Below are 15,557 nucleotides of genomic sequence, written 5' to 3'. Positions count from 1 at the left end.
AAGGCTCTTCAGTTCCCCCGTGCTGCCGCCAGTGCGCCGGGCAATTCCTCGGCAAAAATGTCGAGCTCGTGGTCGAGGCCGACGCTGACCCGGATGCAGCGATCGAGCACCGGCACCATCGGCTTGCGGATGAAGACGTCGCGCGACAACAGCGCCCGCAGCACCTTCAGCGCGAAGGCGCCGTCGCGGCCGCAATCGATGGTGACGAAATTGGTCGCCGAAGCCAGCGGCTTCAGCCCGTTCGCCTCGGCTGTTCCGGCAATGCGTCGGCGGCCGGAGGCGACCCGCGCCACCACGCTTTCCAGCCAGGCTTGATCGGCAAGCGCCTCGACGCCGGCGATCTGCGCCATGCGGCTGACGCCGTAGTGGTTGCGGATCTTCTCGAAGTCGCGAATCACCTGGGCCTCGGCCACCGCGTAGCCGCAGCGTATGCCGGCCAGCCCATAGGCCTTGGAGAAGGTGCGCATGCGGATGACGTTCGGCCGCGCCACATCGATTGGCGGCAGCGCTGAGGCTGGCCCTAATTCGCCATAGGCCTCGTCGAGCACCAGCATTGTGGTTTCCGGCAAGGCCTCGATGAAGCGGCCGAGTTCGGCGGCTTCCCACCAGCTGCCCATCGGATTGTCCGGGTTGGACAGGTAGACCAGTGGCGCCTTCTCCCTGGCGACCGCAGCCAGCAGGCCGTCGAGGTTTTCCCGATCGTTCTCGTAGGGCACTGCGACCAATCGGCCGCCGACGCCGGCAACATGAAAGTTGAAGGTCGGATAGGCGCCGAGCGAGGTCACCACCGCGTCGCCGGGCGCCACATACATGCGCGCAACCAGGCTGAGCAGCCCGTCTATGCCTTCGCCGACGACGACGTTTTCGGCGCCGACGCCGAGATGCCTGGCTACGGCTACCTTCAAATCGTGATTATCGGGGTCGCAATACATCCACATGTCGCCGGCAATCCCGGCCATGCGGGTAACGACGCGCGGCGAAGGGCCAAAGCTGCTCTCATTGGCCCCGATGCGGGCGCGAAAGGCGCGGCCGCGGTCGCGCTCCTGCGCCTCCGGGCCGACAAACGGCACCGTGGAGGGAAGCGCTGCGATGAGCGGTGTAAGGGGAGGGCGCATGGCAAAGGCTCGTTAAAAAAGGGGCCTTCTTGCTAGCCTGCCGGCTTGGCCTGCGCAAGTTCCGCGGCAGCCTTGAAATGTGGCAGCCGGCGAATGGCTCAAAGAAAAACCCGGCGGTTGCCCGCCGGGTTCAATATTGGTCAGGTCGAACTTATTAGAATGAGCGCTGGAAGCGGAGGAGGCCGCCAATGCTGTCCTTCTTGTCCGCACTGGTCCAGTTGACGTTGGTGAAGCTGGCCGGATCGTTAAACCGCCCGTAGTGGTCCCAATCGACTTCGGCGGTGATCGTCAGGCCAGGAACGATGTCGTAGGCGATGTTCGCCGCGACGGCATAGTTCTTGTCGTCGTCAGCGGAAGCCTGCACGTTGAACGAGGTCTTCTCGTTGAACTTGTAGGTGCCGCCACCCCAAACCGCCCAGTTGCCGCCCCACTGCTTGTAGAAACCACGGCCATTGGCTGGGACAAAGTTGCCCGGGTCATTGAGGTTATCGTCAGTGCCGTAGCCCGCCATGATGAACAGCGACAGCGCGTCGGTTGCATTCACGTCCAAACGAACCTTGCCGGCCACTTCTTCGTAGTTGCTGTCGTAGGCGATGACGCCGGTGATCGCGCCCCAGCCCTGCGTCCACTTCAGGCCGCCGACGACATGCGGAACGTAGCTGTCGATGGTCCCAACGCGGCCCGCGCCCTGCTCGAGCGAAGCCACGGCCGAGAAGCCGTTGCCGAAATCGAAGTAGTACTGGACGACGTTGGTGTCGAAATCACCGTAAGGAACCAGCGTATCCTGGATGACGCTGCCGGCGTAGCCGATGAACGTGTTGAAGGCCGATTCGTCCTTACCGACGCGCAGGCCACCGAGCTGGATCCAGGCGAAGTTCAGCGAAACGCCCTTGTTTTCGGCGTCATTTCTGACGATGGTCGTGACCGGCAGCAGCGGACCCTCGGGGCCGTCCGGATCGGTGGTTGTGGTGCTAACGTGACGGTTGCGGTTGCCGAAATTGAACCGGGTCTCGGTGTAGGTCTTCAAGGTGCCGAGTTCGGTTTCCTGAGCGGTCCAGGTCTTCAGGTTGAAGCGGGCGTTCTTGTAGTAGGTGTCCTGGATATCGCCATCTTCGTGATCGAAATTCTCAGCACCGTCGAACGAACCGACGTCGCCGATGCCGATGTCGTAGCGGACATAGCCGCCGATGCGCAGGCAGGTTTCGGTGCCGGGGATGTAGAAGTAGCCAGCGCCGTAGACGTCGCAGATCTTGACGTATTCAGCGGGTTCCGGCTCGGCGACGACGACGGCGTCGGCGGCGCGCGCACCGGATACTGCGATCAGCGCCGCAGCGGAGCCGAGAAGCAGGCTCTTGATGTTCATTTTCTGACCTCCAGTCAAAAGTTAAAAAACGGGTCTGGGTATTCTTTGCTGAAGGACAGCGTTCCCTGCCCCATCCCCACTACCGAAAAAGATGCGCACCGCGCCGCTCCTTCAAACCCGACATTACCCATGAGGCGGCGTCGTTCAACCACGATCGTACCGGCAAAAGGTTTGTGGTGGCGCTATCGCCGAGCGTTGTTGCACAAATGACACGATTTGGCCTCACTCCGAAAGCTCCCATTAACTATCGGGCCCCGGCAACCCCGCATTCCAGCCAATTCCGGCAATGGCCCGCTCAAACTGTGACCATGCGCCGACTCAACAGCCAGGGAATTGCCGCGGAATCGCCGCAAGCCACAGGTGGCAATTTGGCGGAAGCCCGATTTTTCGACGATAGTGACACCAGCTTGTTGATTGTGGCGGCGCTTTTCTTTATCCACCGGCGCAACGGAGAGGTGGCCGAGTGGTCGAAGGCGCTCCCCTGCTAAGGGAGTAGAGGTCAAAAGCTTCTCGTGGGTTCGAATCCCATCCTCTCCGCCACCGCTCAAAGTCGGTGCAGCACTGCCCATTAAATTCCTCAGTTCTCGAGCTTTACTTCCCATCACCCCGCCGCTCCGCCCGCTCGAAAAAACCAGCGATCCTGCCCGTAAGGATCCCGGACTCCAAGAACGGTGCATGCCCCTGGCCGTCGACCGTGATCGTTTCGATGTCGGCATGGCCCGTGCGCATCTGCTCGAGTGTTTCCGCGGACAGCAGCTTCGAGTTGGCGCCGCGTATGACGAGCATCGGAACCGCCGCCAGCGCGTCGAACTGCGGCCACAGATCAGGCAGCGGCTGAGTGAGGTCTAGGCCCGCCAGCGTGTCGACCAGTTTCGGGTCGAAGTCGGGCAGAAATCCCTCCTTGGCCTCGCGGTAGAAGGCTGACGCCATCCGCTCCCAATCCGCATCGGTCAGCGCCGGAAAATCCGGGCCATGGATGCTGCGCAGGTCGCGGACCACCTCGGCGTACGTCTTCGGCCTTGGCATGGGGTCGAGGTAGGAGCGGATATGGGCGAGACCTTGCGACTCGATCACCGGGCCGATGTCGTTGAGGACGATGGCCTTCAGCACGGCCGGCCGCATCGCCCCGAGCACATGGATGATCAATCCACCGCGCGACGTGCCGATGAAGGCAGCCTCCTCGATGCTCAGCGCCGCCAGCCCGGCGAGAATATCGCCGGCTTCGATGCCGATATTGTAATGGCCGATATCGGCATCGTAGGCGGACTGCCCGCGCCCGCGATAGTCGAAAGCGACGACCTTGCGCTTCCCCTGCACTGATAGATAAAGCGCCAGCTCGTGAAAATCACGGCAATTGCGGGTCAGGCCGGGCAGGCAAACGACTGGCCAATGGCCGGAATTCGCTTCGTCGTAGATGCGGGCGTGCAGGGACAGCCCGTCCGGCGCGGCGTAGAAGAAGTCGGAGAAGCCTTGGCTTGCCATGGTATTCCCTTGCCTCGTCCGGGTCGTTTCCGACAGCTACAGGCGAGGGCAGAGGCGGTCAAATCGAAGCGTCGGCGCTGAGAATCTTCGAGATGTCGGCGGACAGCGCCCCTCTGGCCTGCCGGCCATCTCCCCCACAAGGTACCCTCAAAGGGGGGAGATCGGCCATCATCTCCGTTTTCGATAACATCCCAAGTTGCAGAAAAGTACCCCTCAGCGAAGCTGCCAATCTCCCACTAGAGGGCAGGGCTATCGCATATGAGTGATGGCATTGATGAGATAGTCGTCGTTCCAGGCGCATTTCTTGATGCGATGGCTGATGGGAACTTTGGCAGCATCGGCGGTCTGAAGGATGTTTCTGGCGAGGCGATTGAGAAGGGCTGTGTTGGCGGGAGCATTATCCTTGCGGGCACGGCTGAGATCCTCATCGAGATGGACATCGAGCATCCAATGCAGGCCGTTCTCGATCTGCCAATGAGCTCTGGTGAGGTCGAGCGCCCGCTGCGGCGACATGAGCGTGGAGGCCATGAACAGGCGCATCAACGGCCTGGCCTGATCGCGTCGGCTGGTGATGCGGATGAAGGCCAGGTGGCCGGGCATCAGCGGCTCGGCCGCCGCCACGATCTCGGCTTGCCGCCACTCGTTGCGGCCGTGGCTGGTCTCGGTCCGCTCGGCAATGGAAGGGGTGGCGTCGGCCAGTTGCAGGTTGGCACGGCGCAGCCAATGACGACGGTTGCCCTTCAGCGCAAGCAGGTAATCGCCACCTCTTTGGGTAATGGCCGCAGCCATGCGGGTGTGGCAGTGGAGCGCGTCGGCGGTGACCAATCTGCCCGTAAGATCAATGAGTTCGACGACTTTGAGCGCGGCCTCGACTTCGTTCTCACCAGCGCTCGGCGAGACTGCCGCCAGGCACAGTCGGGTCTCGGCGGCGAAGGCCGACACCGTCAACGGCGGACTGGCTGCCAAGCCCTTCTCGTAGGCCCGCCGCAAAGCCTTGCCGTCAAGCGACACCACCTCGGGCGTCTCTCGGCTGGCTCGGGCGAAAGCTGCGGCAAAGGCAGCAAAGGCGCGACCAAAGGCCTTCGGGTCGAGCAGGCGCAGCAGCCGCGAGAAGGTGTCGTGGCTGGGAGCTGCGTCATAGTCGATCAGCCGCGACAGCGCCTGCTTGCGCTCCTGCGCAAACAGGGCGAACTCCGTCGCATTGCTGGCACCACACAGGCTTGCCGCGATCATCATCACGATCAGGTCGCCAAGCCGGTGCGTGGCGTTGGGCGCGCGTGGATCAGGCACCGCGCCAAAGTAGCTCTCAAGGCAGGAAATGGCAGTCGCTCCTTCGCTCAACTGCCTCTCCAAAGAATCCTTTCTCAGCCTAAACTCAACCCCAAAATCGCCATATGCGATTCCCCTGCACTAGAGGGGGAGATGTCCGGCAGGACAGAGGGGGGCGCGAAGGATCGCAGCCTGACTTGGCTTGAAGCCCGGTCGTCACCCTCGGCCGTTCACCAGATCCCCGACAATGTCGTATTTGCCGGAAATGCGCATCTTGTAGACCTCGTAATTCTCCATCACGCGCTGGACGTAACTTCTTGTTTCCGTATAGGGAATTCGCTCGATCCAGTCGACGATGGCGTCGACGTCCTTGCCGCGCGGGTCGCCGTATTTCGCCACCCACTGGGCGGCGCGGGTGGGGCCGGCATTGTAGCCTGCGAAGGTCAGCACGTAGGAGCCATCGAAACGGCCGAGCTGCTCGCCGAGAAAGGCAGCGCCCAGCGTTGCATTGTAGCCGGCATCGGTGGTCAGCCGGGCCTGAGAAAATGTGATGCCGGCCTTCTTCGCCAATTGCTTGGCCGTGCCCGGCATCAGCTGCAGCAGTCCGCGCGCGCCGGCGCTGGAGACAGCGCCGATGTTGAACTCGCTTTCCTGCCGGGCAATCGCATAGGCCAGCGCCTTGCCCGAGCCGGTGATGTTGGCGGTGTCGGGAATGACGCCGAGCGGATGCGACAGCGCGCCGACGTCGATGCCGCGGGCGCCGGCGATCTTGCCGACCTTCAGCGCCATGAAATGGTTGCCTTGTCTTTCCGCCAGCGCCGCCAGCAGCGCAAGTTCGCCGGGGCTGTTCAGCTGCCCGGCAAGGTCGCGGTAGAGCGTTTCGGCGTAGCGGTCATAGCCGGCCTCCTGCAGCCGCTTGATGGCGCTGACCGCCTCGCGGATGGCAAAATTCCGGCGGTCGGCGGCACTTGGCTGGGGGTAGACGATGTTGAGGGTCTGCCGGCCGACGCGCTCGCCGGCGAGTTGGCCGTAAAAGGTCGTGCCGTAGCTGGCGGCGCGGCTGAAATAATCCTTGGCATTGCCGGGCCCGCCGACTTCAGCAGCGCGGCCGAGCCAGTAATAGGCGCGCGACAGCGACATCGGCCCTTGGGCGAGCTCCGCGATTCGCGCAAAATGCTTCGCGGCGGTGCCGGGATCGTTGAGGCCGCGCAGCGCGTACCAGCCGGCGTGGAATTCCGCCTCGGCGGCATTGGCGGCACTTTCGGCGGCGTGCGCGGCGACTATTCTGTAGGCGGTCTTCATGTCGCCCTGGTCGACCAGCGCGCGCGACAGCACCCGGCGCTCGACCCACCAGGCGTCCGGATCGACCAGCGCGTCACGGTCGCCCGGCGCCTTCAGCACCAGCGCGGCAGCGTCTGAAAATTTCTGCTGCTTGCGCAGATATTCGGCTTCGGCAAAGAGATAGCCGGCCGCCCGCTGCGCTGTCGGCACCGCCTTCAGCAGCTTGGCCGCGTTCTTGTCGCCTTTGGTGACTGCCGCCCAGGCGTCGGCCAATTGCTGGGCGCCGGCGAGACCGGCGACGCGCAGCGCCGAAGCGACCCGGTCGGCATAGAACATGCGCTCCATGCGGAAGCGATGGTCGGCGGCCGGGATCAGCGCGCCGAACTCGCGGATGACCGCCGCCTCGTCCCTGGCTTCGAGCTTTTCGGTGCGCCAGAACGGCGACAGCACCGAGCGCGCCGCCTTCGTATCGCCCAGCGCTACATAGGAGCGGGCCAGGATCACCACGCCCTCGAAGGTCAGCGGCTGGCTGCCGTCGAACGCCCGCACCACGACCTGTGGCGCGGGGTTCTCGCGATAGAGCGCGCGCTCGCTGTTCTTGCGCAAGGCGATCGTGCCCGGCCAGTTCGGCAGCATCTTCGCGGCATCGGCGATGTCGCCGCTCGGCACCTGGTCGCCGCCATAGAGCGCTATCGCCCAGGCAAGGATGTGCCGATCGAGCGATTTGGCCGGCAGCGCCTCGCGCATCTGGCGCGCGCGCTGGATGTCGTTTGCCGCCAGCGCGTCGAGACCGCTCTTCAGCATCGCAACGCTGGCGGAAGGCGACGGGGACTGCGGCAGCGCATCGTTGTCCGGCGCCGTCATCGGGATCGCCGACGTGACCCGCATATCGACGCTGCCGCCGATCGCCGCGCCGGGTATCAACGCGACGATCGCGCCGAAAAGCGCGAAAAGATGAGGCCGCCTGGCCGGCATGGATCTGGTCATTTCCTGTTCTTCGACGTTACAACAGGCACAGTTGAACCGAAGCCTATTCGTCGGTGGTGAAGGGCCCGTAAAGAAACTTTGTCGAGGTCGTTCGAATTGCGATTGCCGGCGCAATGCTTGCCGCGCAACAATGTCGAGACTATGGTGCGCCGCTTCGCTTTCGGCTAGAAGGCGCGCACGACAAAACCCGAAAGGCCCCAAGGAGTTGGACGACATGCTGAGAGGCTCGCTGACCGCGCTCGTTACACCGTTCGAAAAGAGCGGCCGTTTCGACGAGAAAGCCTTTCGCGCGTTCATCGCGTGGCAGATCGCGGAAGGCACGACGGGCGTGGTCCCGGTCGGCACCACCGGCGAGTCGCCGACGCTGTCGCATGACGAGCACCGCCAAGTCGTCAAGGTTTGCATCGAGGTCGCCAAGGGCCGGGTTCCGGTCGTCGCCGGCGCCGGCTCCAACAACACCGAAGAGGCGGTCGGCCTGGTTCAGTATGCCGAGAAGGCGGGCGCCGACGCGGCCCTTGTCGTCACGCCCTATTACAACAGGCCGACGCAGCGCGGCCTCTATGCGCATTTCGCCGCCGTCGCCAAGGCGACCAGCCTGCCGATCATCATCTACAACATTCCACCGCGCTCGGTGGTCGACATGAGCCCGGAGACGATGGGGCAATTGGTACACGACTTCAAGAACATCGTCGGCGTCAAGGATGCCACCGGCAAGGTCGAGCGGGTTTCAGAGCAGCGCGCCACTTGCGGTAAGGATTTCATCCAGCTCTCCGGCGAAGACGCCTCGGCACTCGGCTTCAACGCGCATGGCGGTGTCGGTTGCATCTCGGTGACAGCAAATGTCGCGCCCAGGCTCTGCGCCGAATTCCAGGAGGCAACGCTTTCCGGCGACAGCGCCAAGGCGCTCGACCTGCAGGACCGTCTGTTACCGCTGCATAAGGCGATTTTCATGGAGCCCGGCGTTTCCGGCGCGAAATATGCGCTGTCGAAGCTGGGCAAGGTCGAAAACGTGCTGCGCTCGCCGCTAATGACGGTCGAGCCGTCGACCGCCGAGAAGATCGACGCGGCGATGAAGCACGCCGGCTTGATAAACTAGGGATGAGGCGCCACCTCTCCGCATCATGAATCAAGTCAGAAAAGCCGATCCCAACAACAAGACCGTTGCGGAAAACCGCAAGGCGCGGTTTTCCTATGAGGTGCTCGACACGATCGAGGCCGGCCTGGTGCTGACCGGTACCGAAGTGAAGTCGCTGCGCCAGGGCCAGGCCAACATCCAGGACAGCTACGCCTCGGTCGAGGGCGGCGAGATCTGGCTGATCAACTCCTATCTGCCGGAATACCTGCAGGCCAACCGCTTCAACCACGAGCCACGCCGCCGCCGCAAACTCCTGCTCAACAAGCGCGAGATGGCCAAGCTGTCGCAGAGCGTCGACCGCGAAGGCATGACGCTGGTGCCGCTGAAGATCTACTTCAACGACCAGGGCCGTGCCAAGCTGCTGCTCGCCGTTGGCCGTGGCAAGAAATTGCACGACAAGCGCGAGACCGAAAAGCAGCGCGACTGGTCGCGCGAGAAGGGCCGGCTGCTGAAAGAGCGAGGGTGAGGGGCGGTCCGAAGCGGAGGAAAGCCAATGATTTGGCTTTTCGAGCGACGAACGCCCGGAGCCATAGCGGCGGGCAGGGCGGACCAATAGGGATAGGTCTCTGTTGAAAAACCGGATCGTCTTGTGGGGTGCTGCCGGTCTGCTCATGGCGGGCCTCATCCTGGCCGGCGGCTATACCTACTTTCAGACGTTTTCTCCGGATCGCGGCAAATATCCGATCAGGGGCATCGACGTTTCCCACCATCAGCGGCAGATCGACTGGCGGCGTGTTGCCGCCGACGATGTCGCCTTCGCCGTTATCAAGGCAACTGAAGGCGGCGACCATGTCGACGATGCCTTCGCGGGCAATTTGCGTGCGGCCCGCGCCGCCGGCCTTGCCGTCGGCGCCTATCACTTTTTCACCTTCTGCAGGCCGGGTGCCGATCAGGCACGCAACTTTATCTCGGTGGTGCCGCGCGATCAGCCTTTGCTGCCGCCGGTGGTAGACATCGAGTTCGGCGGCAATTGCCCGCAGCGGCCAACTCCCGAACAGCTGAGCGCCGAACTCTCAGCCTTCCTCGGCCCGGTCGAAGCAGCGTTCGGCAAGACGGCGATCCTCTATGTGACCGACGAGGCCGCCCAAGCCTATGCCGGGCAGGTAGCCGGCCGCCGGCGCTGGCTGCGTTCGCTGGCGCTGCGGCCAGGCCATGACGCCTGGATTTACTGGCAGTACCACAACCGGGGCCGCGTCGACGGCATCAGCGGCGACGTCGACCTGAATGTTCTCCAAGGCGGGCCGGCGACGCTGGCCGCGTTGTTTGCCGCAGAGCCTGAAGCGACGGCGTCGGATTGACACTATTCCTGTCCGCCCGAAAGCACCCTCAGTGGCGCGATGACGACGAAGCCTTCGCCAATTCATATCGCAGGTGGCGCTGTGCTAAGTACATTTGATGCCAAAGCGCCCTTCATCGACCAATGACAGCAACGCCCCGCCTGCAGCGACGGACGGCGGCGACCCCCGCCTGGCATTTGTCTACGCGGAGGCGGTGCGTGGCCTCCAACACCAGCGGGGTGTGGTTGAAAGTCTCAGTACGCGCGCTGGCAATCTGATTTTCGCAACTGCGTTCGCGAGTTCTCTCCTTGGAGGCAGGGCGCTCCTGGATGGCGTAGGGCCTTGGGACTGGATGGCGCTGACATTGCTCTTTCTGATCGGGCTGCTGGTCGCGATTATGGTGTGGCCGTATTATAACTATACGTTCCGTTTCGATCCCAAGAAGCTGCTCCACGACTTCGTCGATCAGCACCCTCCCGCAACCGTGGACGGGATGCACCGAGCGCTTGCTGCGCATCAAATCCGACATGGCCAGCAATTGGCGGATCATCCAACGCCTGCGCGTCGCGCTGCAGCTTGCACTGTTTCTGTGGTTGCTGGATCTCCTGGCCTGGTTGTTTGCGATTGCTCGAATCTAGGGCTCGTGCCCTGGCGGGCGTCGTCCGACTCTATGTCTTCAGAAAAGCTTCTATCTGACTGAAGACGTTGACGAACATCGCTTCCGTCAACACGCCGGTATTGGTGTTGTAGCGCGAGCAATGATAGCTGGAAAACAGCGTGATGCCATTGGCCTGCTGCTGCCCACCATGCCGGAACGGATAGGCGGCGACGCGCTGGCCGAGCGCCCGCACGGTCGACTGGTGCGCGATCGAGCCCAGTGCCAGCACAGCGCGCAGATTTGGAAACCGCGCGATCGTCGGCACCAGGAACGTCCGGCAGGTCGCTATCTCGGCGCCAACCGGCTTGTTATCCGGCGGCACGCACCGCACCGCATTGGTAATCGCCGTACCGACAAGCTCCAGCCCGTCATCTGGTCGCGCTTTGAATTCGCCGCGCGCAAAGCCGTGCGCGATCAGCGTGTTGTAGAGCAGGTCGCCGGCAAAATCGCCGGTGAAGGGGCGCCCCGTCCGGTTCGCCCCGCGCAGGCCAGGCGCCAGGCCGACGATCAGCAAGCGCACCGCATCCTCGCCTTCCGGCGGCAAAAAGGTCGGCACTGGCGCGTTGAACCAGGACGGCTCGCGCCGCCGCCACCCGGCGATGAAGTCGTGCAGCCGCGGGCAGAGCGGGCAATCGCGATCGGGTTCGGGCGAGACGACCGGGGGCGCGGTCAAGGCAACGACCGTCAATAGTCTTCCTCGTCGACTTCGGCCGGTTCGGGCCGACGCACCGGCCGCTCCGACGGATCGCGGCCGACTTCGTTCTTGAGTGTCATCAGGTCAATGAAATGGTCGGCCTGGCGGCGCAGATCGTCGGAGATCATCGGCGGCTGCGACGCCATCGTCGAGACGATCGACACCTTGCGCCCGCGCCGCTGCAGCGCCTCGACCAGCGTACGGAAATCGCCGTCGCCTGAGAAGATGACATAATGGTCGACGACGTCGGCAAGCTCCAGCGCATCGACGGTCAGCTCGATATCCATATTGCCCTTGATCTTGCGCCGGCCGGTCGAGTCGGTGAATTCCTTGGCCGGCTTGGTCACCACCTTGAAGCCGTTATAATCGAGCCAGTCGATCAGCGGACGTATCGAGGAGTATTCCTGATCCTCGACCAGCGCGGTGTAGTAATAGGCGCGCAGCAGATAGCCGCGTTTCTGGAAGCTCGACAAAAGTTTGCGGTAGTCGATGTCAAAGCCCAGCGCGCGCGAGGTGGCGTAGAGATTTGCACCGTCGATAAAGAGAGCGATTTTTTCACGAGGATCGAACATGGAAAAATGTCCTTTTTCGAAATAAGCGGTCGTCTAAATGCGTCGCGACTACCGGCCAGTCTGATACCGGTCTGATAATAGACCTGTTGGCCTTCATTGTTCGAGATAACGCCAGTTTTACGGCAATCCAAGGCGCCATGCCGCACTGCAAGCAATTGTGATCGGCGCTGTGTCGTCGCAGGCGGCCCGCGTCGGAGCTGCGCACCGCCATAAAAGCTTGTATTTTGGCGGCGTTCGGGTTATGGACCGCGCCTGTTTTCCATTAAATCCAGGCATGAAAGGGGCAACTCATGGCCCGCGTAACCGTTGAAGATTGCATCGACAAGGTCGACAACCGCTTCGAGCTGGTGCTCCTGGCCGGCCACCGCGCCCGTCAGATCAGCCAGGGCGCGCAGATCACCGTACCGCGCGACAACGACAAGAACCCGGTCGTTGCGCTCCGCGAAATCGCCGAAGAGACGCTGTCGCCGGACGACCTCAAGGAAGATCTCATCCATTCGCTGCAGAAGCATGTCGAGGTCGATGAGCCGGAAGCCGACGGCGAGGCGATTGCCGACCAGACCGGCAGCGCCGTTGCGGCCACCCATGCCGACGACGCCGAGGACAACGTCACCTTCGATCGCATGACCGAAGAAGACCTGTTGGCCGGCATCGAAGGTTTGGTGCCGCCGGAAAAAAGCGACGATTATTGATCTTAGCGACAACTGCCGACACTTTCGCGTCGGCAGTTTCGTGGCTATTTATGACATGCGCCGTACGCCAGTGCGGCGCATGATTCATTTCAGCATTGCGAGATCCCGCCCATGATGCGTCAGTATGAGCTTGTCGAGCGCGTCCAGCGCTACAAGCCTGACGTCAACGAGGCGCTGCTCAACAAGGCCTATGTCTACGCCATGCAGAAGCATGGCCACCAGAAGCGCGCTTCCGGCGATCCCTATTTCTCGCATCCGCTCGAAGTCGCCGCCATCCTCACCGAAATGCATATGGACGAGGCGACGATCGCCGTTGCCTTGCTGCATGACACGATCGAGGACACCACGGCGACCAGGGCCGAGATCGACGAATTGTTCGGCCCGGAAATGGGCAAGCTGGTCGAAGGCTTGACCAAGCTGAAGAAGCTCGACCTCGTCTCCAAAAAGGCCGAGCAGGCGGAGAACCTACGCAAGCTGTTGCTGGCGATCTCGGAAGACGTTCGCGTGCTGCTCGTCAAGCTCGCCGACCGCCTGCACAACATGCGCACGCTCGACCATGTGCCGGAAGCCAAGCGCCTGCGCATCGCCGAGGAAACGATGGATATCTATGCGCCGCTGGCCGGGCGCATGGGCATGCAAGGCATGCGCGAGGAGCTCGAGGAGATCGCCTTCCGCTTCATCAATCCGGAAGCCTACCGCGCCGTCACCGCACGGCTCGCCGAAATCTTCGAGCGCAACAAGGGTGTGCTGTCCGAGATCGAGAAGGCGCTCTCCACGCTGTTCGACAAATATGCGATCAAGGCCGAGGTCAAGAGCCGGCAGAAGAAGCCGTGGTCGGTGTTTCGCAAGATGGAAGCCAAGGCGTTGTCCTTCGAGCAGCTGTCCGACATCTTCGGCTTTCGCGTCGTCGTCGATACCGTCGAGGACTGCTACCGGGCGCTCGGCGCCATCCACACCACCTGGTCGATGGTGCCCGGCCGCTTCAAGGACTACATCTCCACGCCGAAGCAGAACGACTACCGCTCGATCCACACCACCATCGTCGGCCCGTCGCGCCAGCGCGTCGAATTGCAGATCCGCACCTACCAGATGAACAAGATCGCCGAATACGGCGTCGCCGCTCATTCGATCTATAAGGATACCGGCGGCAAGATGAATGGTGCCGCCCATGCGATCTCGAAGGAAACCAATGCCTATGCCTGGCTGCGGCGCACCATCGAGCAGCTTGCCGAAGGCGACAACCCCGAGGACTTCCTCGAAAACACCAAGCTGGAACTGTTCCAGGACCAGGTGTTCTGCTTTACGCCGAAGGGCATGCTGATCGCGCTGCCGCGCGGCGCCACGCCGATCGACTTTGCCTATGCCGTCCACACCGATGTCGGCGACACTTGCGTCGGCGCCAAGGTCAATGGCCGCATCATGCCGCTGATGACGGAGCTGAAGAACGGCGACGAGGTTGAGATCATCCGCTCGAAGGCGCAGGTGCCGCCTGCGGCATGGGAATCGGTGGTGGTTACCGGCAAGGCGCGGTCGGCCATCCGCCGCGCCACCAAGAACGCTATTCGGAAGCAATATTCAGGTCTCGGTATCCGCATTCTGGAGCGCGCCTTCGAACGGTCCGGCAAGACCTTCACCAAGGAAAGCCTGAAGCCGGTGCTGCACCGCCTCGCGCGCAAGGACATCGAGGATGTGCTGGCCGCGGTCGGCCGAGGCGAAGTTGCCTCCACCGATGTCATGAAGGCGGTGTTTCCCGACTACAAGGACGAGCGCGTCACGCTGGTCGCGCCCAAGCAGCGCGAGGAGGGCTGGTCGAAGATCCGCAATGCCGCCGGCATGCTGTTCCAGATTCCGGGCCGCGCCGCGCGCAAGGATAAAAACCAGCCGCGCGACGATGCGGTGCCGATCCGCGGTGTGCGCGGCGATTTGCCGGTGCGCTTCGCGCCGGAAGGGGCAGTGCCAGGCGATCGCATCGTCGGCATCGTGCAGCCGGGAACCGGTATCACCATCTATCCGATCCAGTCGCCGGCGTTGCAGGCCTTTGACGACCAGCCCGAGCGCTGGATCGACGTGCGCTGGGATATTGACGAGCGCACCAAGGAGCGGTTCCCGGCGCGCGTCTCGGTCACCGCCATCAACGCGCCGGGTTCGCTAGCCGACATTGCGCAAGTCGTCGCATCCAACGATGCCAACATCCACACTTTGTCGATGGTGCGCACCGCGCCCGATTTCACCGAAATGCTGATCGATCTCGAAGTGTGGGACCTCAAGCACTTGAACCGGCTGCTGTCGCAGCTAAAGGACAATTCGAGCGTCAGCGACGCGCGACGCGTCAACGGCTAGACCACCAACTTTGTTGGAAGAGGCAGAAGATGAACACCGACGAAGTGCTGGGCATTTTCCGCGAGGCCGGCGCCGTTCTTGAAGGGCATTTCATCCTGACGTCCGGCCTGCGCAGCCCGGTCTTCCTGCAGAAGGCGCGCGTTTTCATGCATGCCGACAAGACCGAGCGCTTGTGCAAGGCGCTCGCCGAAAAGATCCGCGCTGGCGTGCCCGGCAGGATCGACTACGTCGTCGGCCCGGCGATCGGCGGGCTGATCCCGGCCTATGAGACCTCGCGCCATCTTGGTGTGCCGGCGATCTGGGTCGAGCGGGAAGGGGGCGAATTCAGGCTGCGCCGCTTCGAGATCGCCAAGGGATCGCGCGTCGTCATTGTCGAGGACATCGTCACCACCGGCCTGTCGATCCGCGAGACCATCGACTGTCTGCGCGCACTTGGTGCCGATGTCGTTGCCGCTGCGTGCATCATTGACCGCTCGGCCGGTAAGAGCGATGTCGGCGTGCCGCTGATCGCGCTCGCCGAATACGAGGTTCCGGCATATCCGGCCGACAGGCTGCCGCCCGAACTCGCCGCCATACCGGCGATCAAGCCGGGCAGCCGCAATATCTAATGCATGTCGCCCAAAGCTTATCCGCGGGCTTGAACCGAGCATGTGCAGCGGTTTTGGGACAAAGAAATGCATAAAACAAGTCAA

14 protein-coding genes and 1 tRNA gene are annotated in these 15,557 nt (G+C 62.8%); 8 read left to right on the top strand and 7 right to left on the bottom strand.

Annotated features, from left to right (window positions below; translation table 11 throughout):
• Nucleotides 1-8: 8 nt before the first annotated feature.
• A complete protein-coding gene (locus tag NKI63_RS13975) occupies nt 9-1,115 on the bottom strand; it encodes a pyridoxal phosphate-dependent aminotransferase (RefSeq protein ID WP_352690001.1) in 1,107 nt (368 codons plus the stop codon).
• A 154-nt stretch (nt 1,116-1,269) separates the two neighbouring features.
• A complete protein-coding gene (locus NKI63_RS13970) occupies nt 1,270-2,478 on the bottom strand; it encodes a porin (protein ID WP_352507518.1) in 1,209 nt (402 codons plus the stop codon).
• 449 nt (nt 2,479-2,927) lie between these two features.
• Here NKI63_RS13970 and NKI63_RS13965 point away from each other — a divergent pair.
• Nucleotides 2,928-3,018 (top strand) — tRNA-Ser (locus NKI63_RS13965).
• 51 nt (nt 3,019-3,069) lie between these two features.
• On the opposite strand, the gene NKI63_RS13960 is transcribed toward NKI63_RS13965, so the two are convergent.
• The 3 genes from NKI63_RS13960 to NKI63_RS13950 all read right to left on the bottom strand — a co-directional run bounded on the left by NKI63_RS13960 (nt 3,070) and on the right by NKI63_RS13950 (nt 7,485).
• Nucleotides 3,070-3,960, bottom strand: coding sequence for an alpha/beta fold hydrolase (locus NKI63_RS13960; protein WP_352507519.1), 891 nt, complete (start codon nt 3,958-3,960; stop codon nt 3,070-3,072).
• A gap of 249 nt (nt 3,961-4,209) precedes the next feature.
• On the bottom strand, nt 4,210-5,301 hold the full coding sequence (locus NKI63_RS13955) for an ISAs1 family transposase (protein ID WP_352821848.1): 1,092 nt from the start codon (nt 5,299-5,301) through the stop codon (nt 4,210-4,212).
• 144 nt (nt 5,302-5,445) lie between these two features.
• Nucleotides 5,446-7,485 (bottom strand): lytic transglycosylase domain-containing protein, encoded by a 2,040-nt coding sequence (locus NKI63_RS13950; protein ID WP_352508538.1) that lies wholly within the window; start codon nt 7,483-7,485, stop codon nt 5,446-5,448.
• Between the two features lie 226 nt (nt 7,486-7,711).
• Here NKI63_RS13950 and dapA point away from each other — a divergent pair, with 226 nt between their 5' ends.
• The 4 genes from dapA to NKI63_RS13930 all read left to right on the top strand — a co-directional run bounded on the left by dapA (nt 7,712) and on the right by NKI63_RS13930 (nt 10,547).
• Nucleotides 7,712-8,593 (top strand): 4-hydroxy-tetrahydrodipicolinate synthase, encoded by an 882-nt coding sequence (gene dapA / locus NKI63_RS13945; RefSeq protein WP_254820184.1) that lies wholly within the window; start codon nt 7,712-7,714, stop codon nt 8,591-8,593.
• Nucleotides 8,594-8,618: 25 nt separating this feature from the next.
• A complete protein-coding gene (gene smpB, locus NKI63_RS13940) occupies nt 8,619-9,098 on the top strand; it encodes an SsrA-binding protein SmpB (RefSeq protein WP_006202221.1) in 480 nt (159 codons plus the stop codon).
• A gap of 103 nt (nt 9,099-9,201) precedes the next feature.
• A complete protein-coding gene (locus NKI63_RS13935) occupies nt 9,202-9,930 on the top strand; it encodes a GH25 family lysozyme (RefSeq protein WP_352508495.1) in 729 nt (242 codons plus the stop codon).
• A 485-nt stretch (nt 9,931-10,415) separates the two neighbouring features.
• The gene (locus NKI63_RS13930; protein ID WP_352508496.1) at nt 10,416-10,547 is read left to right on the top strand and encodes a hypothetical protein; all 132 of its coding nucleotides are present in this window, start codon (nt 10,416-10,418) and stop codon (nt 10,545-10,547) included.
• A 30-nt stretch (nt 10,548-10,577) separates the two neighbouring features.
• Here the strand turns inward: NKI63_RS13930 and NKI63_RS13925 are convergent, their stop codons facing one another.
• Nucleotides 10,578-11,255 carry a uracil-DNA glycosylase gene (locus NKI63_RS13925; protein WP_352821843.1) on the bottom strand — a complete coding sequence of 226 codons (678 nt, stop codon included), beginning with the start codon at nt 11,253-11,255 and terminating at the stop codon, nt 10,578-10,580.
• Nucleotides 11,252-11,833, bottom strand: coding sequence for a LabA-like NYN domain-containing protein (locus NKI63_RS13920; protein ID WP_292657898.1), 582 nt, complete (start codon nt 11,831-11,833; stop codon nt 11,252-11,254). The genes NKI63_RS13925 and NKI63_RS13920 overlap by 4 nt, the downstream gene beginning before the upstream one ends.
• Nucleotides 11,834-12,123: 290 nt before the next feature.
• On the opposite strand from NKI63_RS13920, the gene rpoZ reads away from it, so the two are divergent.
• The 3 genes from rpoZ (at nt 12,124) to pyrE (ending at nt 15,473) form a co-directional block, all read left to right on the top strand.
• Nucleotides 12,124-12,525 carry a DNA-directed RNA polymerase subunit omega gene (rpoZ, locus tag NKI63_RS13915; RefSeq protein WP_352821840.1) on the top strand — a complete coding sequence of 134 codons (402 nt, stop codon included), beginning with the start codon at nt 12,124-12,126 and terminating at the stop codon, nt 12,523-12,525.
• Between the two features lie 111 nt (nt 12,526-12,636).
• Nucleotides 12,637-14,865, top strand: coding sequence for a RelA/SpoT family protein (locus NKI63_RS13910; protein WP_352821838.1), 2,229 nt, complete (start codon nt 12,637-12,639; stop codon nt 14,863-14,865).
• A gap of 29 nt (nt 14,866-14,894) precedes the next feature.
• Nucleotides 14,895-15,473 (top strand): orotate phosphoribosyltransferase, encoded by a 579-nt coding sequence (gene pyrE, locus NKI63_RS13905; RefSeq protein WP_352821835.1) that lies wholly within the window; start codon nt 14,895-14,897, stop codon nt 15,471-15,473.
• Nucleotides 15,474-15,557 lie beyond the last annotated feature (84 nt).

Source organism: Mesorhizobium sp. M0410, assembly GCF_040321435.1.
In the GTDB taxonomy this organism is placed as follows: Bacteria; Pseudomonadota; Alphaproteobacteria; order Rhizobiales; family Rhizobiaceae; genus Mesorhizobium.
The sequence above is the reverse complement of the archived record's forward strand: the minus strand, read 5'-3'. Positions and strand labels throughout refer to the sequence as shown.

Bases quoted from the DNA above. Each gene is read 5' to 3' on its own strand.
- rpoZ (WP_352821840.1), top strand. From the start codon at position 12,124: ATGGCCCGCGTAACCGTTGAAGATTGCATCGACAAGGTCGACAACCGC.
- NKI63_RS13975 (WP_352690001.1), bottom strand. From the start codon at position 1,115: ATGCGCCCTCCCCTTACACCGCTCATCGCAGCGCTTCCCTCCACGGTG.
- NKI63_RS13950 (WP_352508538.1), bottom strand. From the start codon at position 7,485: ATGCCGGCCAGGCGGCCTCATCTTTTCGCGCTTTTCGGCGCGATCGTC.
- NKI63_RS13960 (WP_352507519.1), bottom strand. From the start codon at position 3,960: ATGGCAAGCCAAGGCTTCTCCGACTTCTTCTACGCCGCGCCGGACGGG.
- smpB (WP_006202221.1), top strand. From the start codon at position 8,619: ATGAATCAAGTCAGAAAAGCCGATCCCAACAACAAGACCGTTGCGGAA.
- NKI63_RS13910 (WP_352821838.1), top strand. From the start codon at position 12,637: ATGATGCGTCAGTATGAGCTTGTCGAGCGCGTCCAGCGCTACAAGCCT.
- dapA (WP_254820184.1), top strand. From the start codon at position 7,712: ATGCTGAGAGGCTCGCTGACCGCGCTCGTTACACCGTTCGAAAAGAGC.
- pyrE (WP_352821835.1), top strand. From the start codon at position 14,895: ATGAACACCGACGAAGTGCTGGGCATTTTCCGCGAGGCCGGCGCCGTT.
- NKI63_RS13970 (WP_352507518.1), bottom strand. From the start codon at position 2,478: ATGAACATCAAGAGCCTGCTTCTCGGCTCCGCTGCGGCGCTGATCGCA.
- NKI63_RS13920 (WP_292657898.1), bottom strand. From the start codon at position 11,833: ATGTTCGATCCTCGTGAAAAAATCGCTCTCTTTATCGACGGTGCAAAT.